The following is a 12,885-nucleotide window of genomic DNA, read 5'->3' as shown; positions in this document are numbered from 1 at the left end:
TACCGCCGCGTGCGCGCGACCAGCCACGACGGCGCCGCACGCGAGTCACGGCCCCCAGCCCCTCACCGCCTCCGAAGCAACCGCACGGAACTGTCTGACAGTCCGATGCCAACGGAATCGAGCGGCCCTGTCACGAGCCGCCTTGCCCATCGACTCACGGCGATGTCCCGACAAGGCGAGCGTGCACCAGGCCGCCGCGAAGGAGGACTCACCCCGCGCCAGTACGCCCGTCTCCCCGTCCACGACGGAATCCCGCAGCCCCGGCACGTCAAAGGCGATGGTCGGCGTCTGACGGGTCGCCGCCTCGGTCACCACGAGCCCCCACCCCTCCACGGCGGACGGATGCAGCAGCAGCCACGCCTCGCACAGCAGCCGGTGCTTCTCCGCCTCGGACACATGCCCGGTGAACTCCACGCCGGGACCGGCGAGTTGCTCCAGCCTGGCCCGCTCGGGACCGTCCCCGACGATCACCAGCCGGCCACCGGTCACCGGCCGCACCCGCTCCCAAAGACGGAGCAGCAGATCGATCCGCTTGTACTCGACCAGCCGGCCCACGGCCACGAACAGCGGTTCCGGCGAGCGCCGCACCAGCGGCTCCGGCTCCTCGACGCCGTTGTGCACGACCCGGATGCGGTCCCGTTCGACTCCGATCGCGCGCAGGGCGTGGGCGGTCGACGGGGACACGGCGACCAGCAGACTCCGGTGACGGGCCGCCGCCCCGGCCAGCGCCCAGTGCTCCAGTCTTCGGCCGAGCCGCGCCGCGGGCGCCAGGGGCCCGCCGAACCGCATCTTCCACAGATCGGTGTGCACGTGGTTGACGAGGCACAGGGTGGGGCCGCGGTGCCACAGGGGCGCCAGGTACGGCATGCCGTTGCACACCTCGACCAGCAGGTCGGTCTCGCCGACCTGGCGGCTGAAGGCCGTACGGGCGCGCAGGTAGTGCCCGAACTCACCGCCCGCCGACACGACCCGGTAGTCCCGGTAGGAGGCGGGCCCGCCGCACAGCAGGGTCACCTGGTGGCCGAGTCGGGTCAGTCCGTCGGCGAGCCGGTCGACGAGCAGCTCGGAGCCGCCGGCGGCCGGGTTGTCGAGGTCGCGATGGGCGAGGAAGACGATGCGGCGCGGTGGTGGGGGGAGCGCCGCGGGGTGCTGCGAGTCGTGCGGTGGGTCGTACTGCGGGGTGTGCAATGAGGGTTGCCGTTGCGACGCCTGGGAAGGCGGCCGCAGCGGATGGGGCACGTGCTGGGGCATGGGTGCTCCAACTCGTCTCAGGGTGCGGAACTCAGCGGTGTTTTCCGCCTGCTTGTGGGGGGACTGTGCGCTTCCTAGGGGGTGGGTGTGGGTGGGTTGTGCTTGGGTGGGGTGGCACAGTTTTCGCCCACCCGTTCGCCGTGGCTACTCACGTACGTGACAATTTCCGGGCTTATTAGAGCTGACGTCCAGTCACATCGTGAGGACGGGCTCGGGCGTATCGCTCATATCGGTGGACTCGGGGCGCCTGCGTCCCCGTACCACCAAAACGCCCCCCACGGCAGCCAGTACGAATCCAGCCACAGCGGCCCCGATCGGCAACGTCCGGCCCACTGCTCGCAGTTGTCCGCTGTCCCGCTTCGCCAGCCGTACCGCGTCCTTCTGGGTCGCGGTAGTGAACGCGATCTTCCGGCTGTCCAGCAGGACCACGGCGTCCTTCTTCGCACCGGGCGCCCGCAGGGTGCGCCTGGGGCCCACCTGCGCGTAGACGACCCGGCCGGTCGCCTGGTCCACGACCAGCTCGATGCCGTGGTTGGAGTACCACTCCTCGGCCAGCACCTGCGGCCGGTCGGGTTCGTCCACGATCGTGCCCGGCACCAGCCGTGTCCCGACCTTCGCCGGGGCGACGGTGCCGGTGAACCGGTAACCCGTGTACCCCTGAACCTTCTTCGTACCCTGGTAACGCAACGTCACCGTCGATCCCAGGGAGTTGTCCCACCACTGGTAGGAGCGTCGCTGCACGTCGAAGGGGAATTTCAGATAGGCCTCGCCCTCGATGTACGGCTTCTCGCCGCAGCAGTGCACCGGCTTGGTGGTCTCGCGGTCCATGACCCAGCGGTGCGGGACGAACTCCAGGGCGTCGTGCGGGTCGGAGGCCGGCAGCGACTTGTCGGTGTCGACGGTGGTGGTCACGTCCCACACTGCGGCCCGGCCGCTGCGCTCGCTGGCCTCGACGTCGCCGCGCACCCGCTGGGTGACGGTGATCCGCTGACCGGGGACGGTTTCCAGCTCCTCGGTGTCGAAGACGCTGCCCGTCCCGCGGTAGACGGCGGTCTGGTCGATGTCGATCGGGTTCACGGCGGCGCGTGGTTCCACGTACCACGCGAGCAGGGGCGCCAGTACCAGCAGAAACGTGCCGAGTCCCAGCAGGATCAGGGAGATTGGAGAGGCTGTACGGCGCATCCGGACACTCCAGGGGCGTGAGATGACGGAGTTCGGGCCGCTCTATGGGCCGGGAACCGTAGGCGTCTTGGCACCGGGTGTCAACGTCTTGACGGATTGTCAAGGTGCTGTCGACACTGGGTCGACAGGCAGGGTGGGTACCGGGTTCCGGGTGGGGACGCATGCCGGATCGAGCCGCTCGAGAGAGGCTGCCCCTGCGATGTCCAGACTGCTCGCCGCCGCACTGACCGTCGTCGCCGCCGCACTGCTCGCCCTCGGTGCCGCGCTCGGCATCGTCGCGCTGCTGGAGGCGACGCCCGAGCAGCCCAACACGCCCTTGATCACCTACGAGCAGACGGATCAGGGGAGTTGACCCGTGACCGCCCGCCCGGCAGCCGTGAACACCCGCTCCGCCTGGCATGACGTGCCGCGTCTCCAGGTCCGCCGGTTCGCTGCCATCGCCATGTCCGAGGCCCCGGCGCTCGCGGAGGAGATCCTGCGCGAGATCCGCCGCGAGTACCCGCATCTGCCGGTGGTCCTGGACGAGTCCGGCGAACCGATGGCCCTGGTCGGCATCCGCCGCGCGATCGAGGTCTTCGTCCAGCACCTGGAGACCGCGGAGGGCCGTCCGAGGGTCCCCCCGGGTGTCTTCCAGGAGTTCGGCCGGGGCGAGGGCCTGAACGGCCGCAGCCTCGACTCCCTCCAGGCGATCTACCGCATGGGCGTACGCCTGGCCTGGCGCCGTTTCGCCGACATCGGCCAGCGCGTGGAGATCCCGCCGCCGGCGATGTACGAGCTGGTCGACGCGGGCTACGAGTACCTGGACGGACTGGTCGACCAGTCGGTCCGCGGCTACGCGGAGGCGGCGGCCAGGCAGGCGGGGGAACGCCTCCGCCTCCAGCGCCGCCTGATGGAGCTGCTGCTCGCCGACCGCCACCACGGCGACCCGGCCGAGGCCCTCACCGAACGCGCGGCCCGTATCGGCTGGCCGCTCCCGAAGAAGGTCGCGGTCGGTGTCCTCCTCCGCCCGGCCCGCGAGGCGGTGCCGCCCGCGGTGACCCAGGGCGTGCTCCTGGACATGGACTACGAACAGCCCCGCATGGTCGTCCCGGAACCGGACGCGGCCGGCCGCCCCGAGCTCCTGCACCGGGCCCTGACCGGCTGGTCGGGCGCGATCGGCCCCCCGGTCCCGCTGGCCGACGCGGCGAAGTCGCTGCGCTGGGCCGAGGCGGCCGTACGCCTGATGGAACGGGACCTGCTGCCCACCGGCGAGGTCCTGTACTGCACCGAACACACCGAGGCCCTGGTCCTCCTGCAACCGGAGGAGCTGATAGACGACCTCGCCCTGCGCTGTCTGTCCCCCCTCCAGCACTGCGGCCCCACCCACGCCCGCCGCCTCGCCGAAACCCTGCTCGCCTGGCTGGAGACCCGCGGCGGCGCCCCGGAGGTCGCCACCCGCCTGGGCGTCCACCCCCAGACGGTCCGCTACCGCTTACGCCAGATCCGAGAACTCTGGGGCGACGAGATAGACGACCCGGACCGCCGCTTCGAACTGGAACTGGTACTCCGGGCGCGCCGACTGCGGGGGGAGCTGGCCTGAGCGACGCAGTGTGACGTGTCGCACACGGAGTGGGGGTGAACGCCCCGCAGGCCCATTGCCCGGGGAAACTGCCTGTCGCTAGCCTGTGTTCGTCATGCCGATCGTCTGTTGAAATATCGAACGCAGACGCCTTAGACAACATAGAGAGGGGGCCGGTTGTGGGACGCCTCGTACCTGCCGTGACCCGGGCTCTCGACATTCTCGAGCTCTTCCTCGACGGGGACGGCACGCTCTCCGCCCCCGACATAGTGCGCCGGCTCCAGCTGCCCCGCACCACGGTCCACGAGCTGGTGACCACTCTGGCCGCCCGTTCGTACATCGTCCAGGTGCCGGGCCAGCCGGGACGCTACCGGCTCGGGGTCCGGCCGTACCAGCTCGGCAGCCGCTACGCCGAGCAGCTCGACCTCGCCGCCGAGGGGCAGCAGGTCGCCCGGTCCGTCGCCGAGACCTGTGACGAGACCGTGCACGTGGCGATCCTGGAGGGCACCGACGTCATCTACATCGCCAAGGTCGACTCGACGCACGCGGTGCGGATGGTCTCGGCTGCGGGGCGCCGGCTCCCGGCCCACTGCACCTCCGTCGGCAAGATGCTCCTCGCCTCCCTCCCCGAGTCGCAGCTCGCCTCCCGTATCCAGGACGGCGTCCCACTGGTCGCCATGACGCCCAACAGCATCACCGACCCCGGCATCCTGCGCGAGGCCCTGGACGAGATCCGGCAGCGCGGCATCGCCGTCGAGAACCGGGAGTCCAACCCGGACGTCTCCTGCGTGGCCGCCCCGGTCCGCGACCGCACCGGCCAGGTCGTCGCCGCGCTCTCCATCTCCGTGCCGATGATCCGCTGGAGCGACGACCGCCGCGCCGAACTCGAGCAGCTCGCCCTCAAGGGCGCCGCCGAACTCTCCGAGCGCCTCGGTCACCGGGGCCTGGCATGACCCGCCCGAGCAGGTACGACGTCGCCGTCCGGGCCGAGGCCGCCCTCGGTGAGGGGCCCACCTGGGACGCCGCCGGGAACCGGCTGCTGTGGATCGACATCCTCGGCGCCCGGCTGCACACCTACGACCCCGCCACCGGCCGCCGCACGGTCCGCGTCCTCGACCAGCACCTCGGCGCCGTCAAGCCGCGCGCGGGCGGCGGTCTCGTCCTCAACCTCCGCGACGGCGTGGCCGTACTCGACGCCGACGGCACCTTCCGCTGGCTCCACCACGAGCCCGTCCCCGGCCGCCGCGCCAACGACGCCGCCGTCGCCCCCGACGGCTCCCTGTGGGCCGGCACCATGCGCTACGACGAGGCGCCCGGCGGCGGCACCCTGTCCCGGATCACCGCCGACGGCACCCACACCACCGTCCTCGACGACGTGGCCGTCAGCAACGGCACCGGGTGGAGCCCGGACGGGCGGCTCATGTACTACGTCGACTCGCCCACCCGGCGCGTCGACGTCCTCGACCACGAGGACGGGCGGATCACCGGCCGCCGTACCTTCGTCGCGATCGAGGACGGCGCCGGTTTCCCCGACGGCCTCACCGTCGACGCCGACGGCTGCGTCTGGGTCGCGCTGTGGGACGGGGCGGCCGTCCGCCGCTACACACCGGAGGGTGTCCTGGACCGGGTGATCCCCCTGCCGGTCCCGCGCGTCACCGCCTGCGCGTTCGGCGGCCCGGACCTCACCGACCTGTACGTCACGACGGCCCGGGTGGGACTGAACTCGCCGCATCCGGTGGCGGGTTCGCTGCTGGTGGTGCCGGGAGCCGGGAAGGGCGTGCCCCAACAGCCCTTCGCGGGCTGACTACTCGAGCCCCGCCCTCTTCAACTCCTCGGCGGTCAACGGCGGCCCGGTCAGCCGCGGCCGCAACGGCCCCACCGCCGCCGCCAGCAGCACGGAAGGCGCCAGCAGCACCTCCGCCCGCCGCTCCAGCGACGTCACGTCGGTGACCCGGCGGGCGATCCGGCCGTTGCCGGTGGCCGTGTACATCAGCCGGTCGACGTACGCGGACACGAGCCGGTCCCGCCGCGTCGGCCCGTCCTCGGTGGCGCCCGGGTAGAACACGTCCTGCCCGATCGCAAGATCCCACGCGGCCCCGACCGGCCGGGCGACCGCCTTCTGCACCCGGCGGGACAGGCCGGGTGTGCCCCAGCCGTGCCGCCGTACCAGCGCTCGCAGGGCCACCGCACCCTGCGCCGCCACCGACATGCCGTGCCCGTACACCGGGTTGAACGCGGCGACGGCGTCTCCCAGCACGACGAGGTTCTCGGGCCACGCGGGCATCCGCTCGTAGAAGACCCGGCGGTTGGCGGTCGTACGGGTGAGGGTCACGTCCGTCAGCGGCTCGGCCTGTTCGAGGAGGTCGGCGATGACGGGGTGGCGCAGCTCCGCGCGGGCGTACCGGGCGAAGTCGGCGGCATCGGCGGTGGGTTCGGCGCCGCGGGTGCCGCACAGGGTCACCAGCCACTGTCCGTCCTCGATCGGCAGCAGCACGCCGCCGCGTCCCGGCCCGGAACGCGGGTCGAGCTGGACGTTGACGACGGGGAAGCCGTCGCGGGCGGCCTCGGGGGCCCGGAAGAGGCGGCTGGCGTAGGTGAGGCCGGAGTCCACGGTACGGCTGCGGGGGGCGGGCAGGCCGAGCTCGGCCAGCCAGTGCGGGGTTCGCGAGGCGCGGCCGGTCGCGTCGATCACCAGGTCGGCGCGCAGGGCGCGTTCGGCTCCGGCCACCCGGACGCGGACGCCGGTGACCGCGGCACCCGTGCCGTCGAGCCCGAGCACCTCCGCGCCCTCCAGCAGCTCGATCCGGTCGTCGGTCAGCACCTGGGCGCGGACCGTGGCGTCCAGCAGGTCCCTGCTGGAGAGCAGCATGAAGTGCGACTCGGCCCAGCGGCGGAACCAGCCCTGCGGGGACAGCGCCACCATGTCCGTGGTCACCGGCAGCCGGTGCGCCCCCGCCGCCCGCAGGCGCCCGGTGACCCCCGGCAACAGCTCCTCCAGCGCGACCGCTCCGCCGGACCACAGCTGGTGGACGTGGCGGGCCTGCGGAAGTCCCTTGCGGGGCACGGGCCCGGTGGGCAGGACATCGCGCTCCACGACGACGACCCGGTCGGCGAGCCCGGCCAGGGCGGCCGCCGCGAGCATGCCGGTGTGGGACCCCCCGAGGACGACGGCGAGTCTGGCGGGGGAAAGGCGTTCAGTCATGCGTGGACATGCTCTCTGCCGGGACGGCCGCGCGGGCGCGCACCGCCGTGATCTCGTCGGGACTGCGCAGCGCCGCGGAGACGGCGTGGATCTCCTGGAGCAGGTAGGCGGTGTCGAGCGCGGTCGCCTCGCCGCCGTCGGCGGTGTGCCGCCCGGTCTCCACGGCCTCCAGGATTGTCACGGCGGCGGCGAGGGCCCGGGCCCGGGCGGGCTCGGCGCCGCGCGCGAGGGCGGCGTCGTACGAGCGTTGTCGCAGGTCCTCGTCGAGGTGCCGGGAGAGCTGGAGGAGCGCGTCGCGGATGTAGGTCTCCCGGCGGATCAGGCGGATCTCGGGGGTCGCCTGGAGGGAGAGGGGCTCGCGGGTGCCCGGGACGGCCCGCAGCGCCCGGGCCAGCGGCTTCAGTTCCCGGCGCCGGCGGCGCAGCAGCCAGCGCTCGTGCAGGTACTGCCCGGCGTGCGGGACGATGACGCCGGTCGCGACCATGGTGGCCCCGATGCAGGCGGCGGACGGCGCGATGTTGGTGTTGAGCCAGTCCAGGTCGTGCCCGGTCCACCGGGCCACGATGGCGGTGAACTTGGCGGCGCTGAACGCGAGGTTGGTGACGTAGCCGACGCTCATGAACCTCAGGCCCCAGCGCAGCCAGCCGTCGAGTCCGTCGGTGCGGATCCAGGTCCAGATGAGCCGGGCGGTGATCAGACAGGCCGCCGTGTGCACGATCAGGTAGAGGAGGATCTCCTCGCGCATGAACGGCGTACTGGCGTAGTAGGTGTCCAGGTTCCTGATCTGTTCCACGGGCACGTCGGCGCAGGCGAACAGGACCCACAGGGCGACCACCACGGCCGTGTAGAGGCCGACCACCCACCGGGTGGCCCGCCGGGTCACCTCGCGGCGGTCGGGGTGGCCGTTGCGCCAGTGCACCACCAGCAGCAGCCAGGACGCGGACAGCGCGGTGATCAGGGAGTACACCCAGGGGGCCGCGATGTTCGGGACGCCGGTCACCCGGTTCAGCCAGGCGATGGTGCTCGGCGCCGCGAAGACGAACACCGCGCAGGCGACCAGCAGCAGGCCGCCGACGGCGCGCAGCAGGGGGTCCCGCCACAGCTTGACGATGCTGGGCAGCTTGATCGCCAGGGCGGCGCCCAGGACCAGGCCCGGGAGCCAGAAGGAGATGTACAGGCCGGTGAAGAAGGCGGCCGGGCCCTCAGCCAGGTGCTGGGACGTCACAGGGCACCGCCTCCGCGTCCCCGGTAGCCGAGCGACCGCTGGACCGGGTCGGACCCGGCGCTGCCGCCTCCTTGCGTCACCACCTGCCGGAAGGCGGCCGCCAGCCGGTGCCCGAAGTCGTCGGCCTCGGCCTCGTCCGCGGCCCGGGAGCCGTTGCGGGCGGCCACCGTCAGGGCGACGGAGTCCCAGCCGGGCCGGCTCGCGAGGGCGTCGGCCGCGGCCGCGTGGTGATGGGCGTGACCCGCGTGCAGATGCCACAGCTCATGGCCCAGGATGACCAACTGCTGCATCGCCTCGGCGCGTTCCTCGACGATGACGAGGTCGAAGTCCTGGAACTCCACCCACAGCCCGGTGACCGCGATCTCGTCGGGGAAGCGCTCGAAGCGCAGGTCGACGGGGCGGCCGCCGCGGCGGGCGCTCATCTCCTGGCACAGGGCCCGGCACAGCTCGGGCACGTCGGCCGGGGGGCGGGGTCTGGCCCGGACCGCGGTGGTGAGGTGGGAGACCAGATCGCGCATGGCCGAGGTCGCACGGGTGCGTCGTAGCGCCGAGGCGATCCGGGCCGCACTCCTGCGCGCGCCCGCGATGTCCATCCCACCCCCTGAGCCTTCCCGCCGCCGTAGGACGGGCTGTTCGAGAGTACGCGCCCCGAAGTGTCCCGTCACGCGATCCGATTTTGCTGCACGCCCCATTGACTGGAAAGCGCTTCCTGCCTACGGTCCCGTTCGAAGTTACGAGCGCAATTCGAGATCTCGAACAGATGGGCAGGGTATGGGACGACCCGACCTGAGTCGCAGACACCTTCTCGGCGCGGCCGCCGGCCTCACCGTCGCCGCGAGCTTCGGCTTCGCGGCCCTCGGCACCGGCGCCGACGCGCTCGCCTCCGGCGCGGACACCCGGGTGCGCTACTGGAACCTCTTCAGCGGCGGCGACGGCGCCAACATGATCGCGATGCTGGACGCCTTCCGGCACAGCCACCCGGACATCGACGTGAAGGACTCCACCCTCCAGTGGGGCAACCCCTTCTACACCAAGCTCGCCATGGCCGCCGCGGGCAACCGCGCACCCGACCTCGGCGTCATGCACATGGGCCGGGTCACCGGCTTCTCGCCCGGCCGCCTCCTCGACCCCTGGGACGTCGACCTGCTCGCCAAGTACGGCGTGCGGGAGCAGGACTACAACCCCGCCCTGTGGAAGCGCGGGGTCATCGACGGCAAGCTGTACGCCCTCCCGCTCGACATCCACGTCCAGCTCTGCTTCTACCGCAAGGACGTGCTCGGCAAGGCGGGCCTGCTCGGCGACGACGGCCGGATGATCCCGGTCACCTCCACCGACGAGTGGTTCGACGTCCTGAAGAAGGCCAAGTCCGCCCAGAAGAAGGGCCTCCAGACGATCGGTCTGTGGACCAACGACCAGAACTTCCAGTGGTGGTTCTTCGTCGCCTTCTACACCCAGCTCGGCGGCAAGTGGTTCGACGACGCCAACACCGAGGTCCTCTTCGACCCCGACAAGGCCACCCAGGTCCTGGAGTTCCTCCGCAGGCACGTCACTGACGGATACGTCATCCCCGGCGCCCCCACCGGCGAACAGTTCATCAACGGCGCCCCCTTCACCTGGGAGGGCAACTGGTCCGTGCCGGTCTTCTCCGGCGCGAAGCTCGACTACGGCGCTACCCCGCTGCCGCCCGTCTTCGGCCGGCAGGCCACCCACGCCGAGTCCCACGCCTTCGTCCTGCCCCACCAGGCCGGCCGCGGCGGCGCCACCGACGAGGGCGCCCACGAACTCGCCGCCTACGTCGTCAAGCACGCCCTCCAGTGGGCGGCCGGCGGCCACATCCCCGCCTACACACCGACGCTGTCCACCGCCGCGTACAAGAAGCTCACCCCGCAGAACGAGTACGTCAGCGCCATGGACCACCAGGCCACCGAGCCCAAGGTGTGGTTCGCGGGCTCCACCGGCGTCCTCGCCCAGGACCTCGGCCCGGTCGTCGTCTCCTCCACGATGGGCTCCGCCAAGCCGGCGTCGGTCGCGCAGACCATGAAGAAGCACCTCACCAAGCTGCTCGCCTCGAAGAACCCGATGGACGGCAGGACCGCCGCGCAGGGAGGTGCCGTCGCATGACGACCAGCGCTCACACCGTTCTCCCGGGCGCACGCGCCAGGACCGCGACCGCGACGGCGACCGTCCGCCGCAAGCAGGGCTTCCAGCACGGGGGTTGGTTCGTCGCCCCCTTCCTGGTGCTCTTCGCGCTGTTCGTGGTCTGGCCGCTGCTGCGCGGGGTCTACCTCAGCTTCACCGATGCCAACATCTCCGGCGACGGGGCGAACTTCGTCGGCCTCGACAACTACCGCGAGGCCCTGCACGACCAGGCGATGTGGGACGCGCTCGGCCACAGCGCGTACTTCACGCTGCTGGTCGTCCCGTGCATCACCTTGCTCGCCTTCCTGCTCGCGATGCTCGCGCACCACATCGAGCGCGGGAAGTGGCTGTGGCGGCTGTGCTTCTTCGTGCCGTTCCTGCTGCCCTCGACGGTCGCCGCCAACATGTTCCAGTGGCTGTTCACCCAGGGCATCGGCCTGGTCAACGAGACCTTCGGGATCACCACACCCTGGCTCACCGACAAGTCGTACGCGATGATCGCCATCGTCATCGAGACCCTGTGGTGGACGGTCGGCTTCAGCTTCCTGCTCTACCTCGCCGCCCTCCAGGGCATCCCCGGCCACCTGTACGAGGCCGCGAAGCTGGACGGCGCCAACGCCTGGCACCGGATGGTCCACATCACGCTGCCGATGCTGCGCAACATCACCGGGCTGGTGATCGCGCTCCAGGTGCTCGCCTCGCTCCAGCTGTTCGACCAGGCCGTCGTGATGATGGACTTCGGCCCCGGACCCGAGCTCTCCACCCGCTCCTTCGTCCAGTACACCCTCGAACAGGGCTTCACCAGCTACCGCGTGGGCTACGCCTCCGCGATGTCCATCATCTTCTTCGTGATCATCGCGGTCGTCGCGCTGGCCCGGATGTGGCTGCTGCGCACCCGCGAGGAGGGAGCCCGATGAGCAGCACCGGGATACGGCTCAAGCCGCGCAGTTCCTGGACCCCCAGCCAGATCGTCCTGACCCTGATCGGTGTCGCCGTCTCGGCGGTGTTCGTGGCGCCGATCGCGGCCGCGCTGTTCACCTCGCTCAAGTCGGAGGCGGAGGCGGCCGAGATACCGCCGCACTGGCTGCCGGAGGTCTGGACGGGACAGGCGTGGAAGGCGCTGTGGGAGACCGGCAACATCACCAACTGGTTCGTCAACTCCCTGGTGGTGTCGGTCTGCGTCACCTCCGTCGTGCTGACGGTCAGCGCCCTCGCCGGATACGGCTTCGCCCGCACGGAGTTCCGCGGCAAGGGCGTGCTGATGGGGCTGGTCATGTCGGGCCTGATGGTCTCCCCGGCGGTCCTCGGCGTGCCCCTGTTCACGACGGTCCAGCAGATGGGGATGGTCGACACCTACTGGGGCATGATCCTCCCCCAGTGCGCCCCGGCCGCGATGGTCTACATCCTCTACAAGTTCTTCCAGGGCATCCCGCGCGAGCTGGAGGAGGCGGCCTTCATCGACGGCGCGGGCCGCTGGCGGGTCTTCTTCACGATCGTGGTCCCGCTGGCGAGGCCGTCTCTGGCGGCGGTCGGCATCTTCACCTTCATCGCCTCCTGGAACAACTTCCTGTGGCCCTACATGGTGACCAACAACCCCGACCCGATGACCATGCCGAACGGCATCGCGACCGTCATGAACTCCTACGGCATCCAGTGGGCCCAACTCATGGCAGGCGGCCTCATGGCAGGCCTCCCACTGATCATCGTCTTCGTCTTCTTCCAACGCCAGATCGTCACCGGCGTGGCCCACACGGGCCTGGCCGGCCAGTGACCCGCCCATCCGGCCGGCCCCGCCCGTGGAGGGCCGTGTGCCCAGTGCCGAGCATGTGCCTAGTGACGGCCACCGAGACCACACCGACCGCGTGCGGCGCCGGCGGGGCCGGGTCCGGCGTGTGCGTTGTCGGCGAAGCCGCGTGGGCCGTGGGCGGAGTCCGACGGGCCGCGTGGGCCGGGTGCGGCCGTCGGGCTGCGTACGGACCGCGGCAGGGCGTGGGTTCTGTCGTCGGTCGCGACGCGGTGGCGGTGCAGCCTGGAGCGACGGCCCTGCGGGCGGCTGCTGGCCAGGGGCGCGCCGGGCCCATGACCTGGGCCTGCCCGGCGGGCCGCCCCGGCGCGTCTCCGGAACCGTCGCGAGAACGGCCCAGAGCTGTCCCTTCGAGGTGGCCGGGGGGCGTCTCGCTTGCCCGGCCGTCTCTTCAGGCCGCCGCATGGCCGCGCCGTCCCGGCCGCCTCTGCAAGGACCGCCGGAGGGTCTCGCCGCCCCGGCCATCCCTGCAAGACCGCCCGATGGCCTCGCCGCCCGAGCCGCGTCCGGCCGCCTCGGCAGGC

At 71.6% G+C, this 12,885-nt stretch carries 12 protein-coding genes; 7 read left to right on the top strand and 5 right to left on the bottom strand.

The features are described from left to right. Nucleotides 1-45 precede the first annotated feature (45 nt). Nucleotides 46-1,251 (bottom strand): glycosyltransferase family 4 protein, encoded by a 1,206-nt coding sequence (locus tag AC2XR2_RS13560; protein ID WP_381301939.1) that lies wholly within the window; start codon nt 1,249-1,251, stop codon nt 46-48. Between the two features lie 192 nt (nt 1,252-1,443). Continuing rightward, nucleotides 1,444-2,433, bottom strand: coding sequence for a cell envelope lipid trafficking protein PgfA (gene pgfA / locus AC2XR2_RS13555; protein WP_381301937.1), 990 nt, complete (start codon nt 2,431-2,433; stop codon nt 1,444-1,446). Between the two features lie 199 nt (nt 2,434-2,632). Between pgfA and AC2XR2_RS13550 the strand changes: the two genes are divergently transcribed. From AC2XR2_RS13550 to AC2XR2_RS13535, 4 genes are all read left to right on the top strand, one after another. Beyond that, the gene (locus tag AC2XR2_RS13550) at nt 2,633-2,785 is read left to right on the top strand and encodes a hypothetical protein (protein ID WP_185092818.1); all 153 of its coding nucleotides are present in this window, start codon (nt 2,633-2,635) and stop codon (nt 2,783-2,785) included. A 3-nt stretch (nt 2,786-2,788) separates the two neighbouring features. Then, nucleotides 2,789-4,012, top strand: a complete 1,224-nt coding sequence (locus AC2XR2_RS13545; RefSeq protein WP_381301935.1) for a PucR family transcriptional regulator — start codon at nt 2,789-2,791, stop codon at nt 4,010-4,012. A gap of 158 nt (nt 4,013-4,170) precedes the next feature. Next, nucleotides 4,171-4,944, top strand: a complete 774-nt coding sequence (locus AC2XR2_RS13540; RefSeq protein WP_381301931.1) for an IclR family transcriptional regulator — start codon at nt 4,171-4,173, stop codon at nt 4,942-4,944. Next, a complete protein-coding gene (locus AC2XR2_RS13535; protein WP_491515158.1) occupies nt 4,941-5,795 on the top strand; it encodes an SMP-30/gluconolactonase/LRE family protein in 855 nt (284 codons plus the stop codon). The genes AC2XR2_RS13540 and AC2XR2_RS13535 overlap by 4 nt, the downstream gene beginning before the upstream one ends. Here AC2XR2_RS13535 and AC2XR2_RS13530 read toward each other — a convergent pair whose 3' ends face one another. Genes AC2XR2_RS13530 through AC2XR2_RS13520 form a run of 3 tightly spaced genes read right to left on the bottom strand, consistent with a single transcriptional unit; the run spans nt 5,796 to nt 9,011 of the window. Beyond that, a complete protein-coding gene (locus AC2XR2_RS13530; RefSeq protein WP_491515157.1) occupies nt 5,796-7,193 on the bottom strand; it encodes an FAD-dependent oxidoreductase in 1,398 nt (465 codons plus the stop codon). Then, nucleotides 7,186-8,418, bottom strand: coding sequence for an MAB_1171c family putative transporter (locus tag AC2XR2_RS13525; RefSeq protein WP_491515156.1), 1,233 nt, complete (start codon nt 8,416-8,418; stop codon nt 7,186-7,188). The genes AC2XR2_RS13530 and AC2XR2_RS13525 overlap by 8 nt, the downstream gene beginning before the upstream one ends. After that, on the bottom strand, nt 8,415-9,011 hold the full coding sequence (locus AC2XR2_RS13520; RefSeq protein ID WP_381301925.1) for a toxin-antitoxin system, toxin component family protein: 597 nt from the start codon (nt 9,009-9,011) through the stop codon (nt 8,415-8,417). The genes AC2XR2_RS13525 and AC2XR2_RS13520 overlap by 4 nt, the downstream gene beginning before the upstream one ends. 178 nt (nt 9,012-9,189) lie before the next feature. Here AC2XR2_RS13520 and AC2XR2_RS13515 point away from each other — a divergent pair, with 178 nt between their 5' ends. Genes AC2XR2_RS13515 through AC2XR2_RS13505 form a run of 3 tightly spaced genes read left to right on the top strand, consistent with a single transcriptional unit; the run spans nt 9,190 to nt 12,328 of the window. Continuing rightward, entirely contained in the window at nt 9,190-10,539 is a 1,350-nt protein-coding gene (locus tag AC2XR2_RS13515; protein WP_381301923.1) for an extracellular solute-binding protein, read from the top strand. Then, a complete protein-coding gene (locus AC2XR2_RS13510) occupies nt 10,536-11,474 on the top strand; it encodes a carbohydrate ABC transporter permease (RefSeq protein ID WP_491515155.1) in 939 nt (312 codons plus the stop codon). Before AC2XR2_RS13515 ends, AC2XR2_RS13510 begins: the two co-directional genes overlap by 4 nt. Beyond that, a complete protein-coding gene (locus AC2XR2_RS13505; protein ID WP_491515154.1) occupies nt 11,471-12,328 on the top strand; it encodes a carbohydrate ABC transporter permease in 858 nt (285 codons plus the stop codon). The genes AC2XR2_RS13510 and AC2XR2_RS13505 overlap by 4 nt, the downstream gene beginning before the upstream one ends. Nucleotides 12,329-12,885 lie beyond the last annotated feature (557 nt).

Source organism: Streptomyces sp. LS-MS-L19 (genome assembly GCF_058382285.1).
Note: the sequence above shows the minus strand (reverse complement) of the source record. Positions and strands in the feature narration are given on the sequence as shown.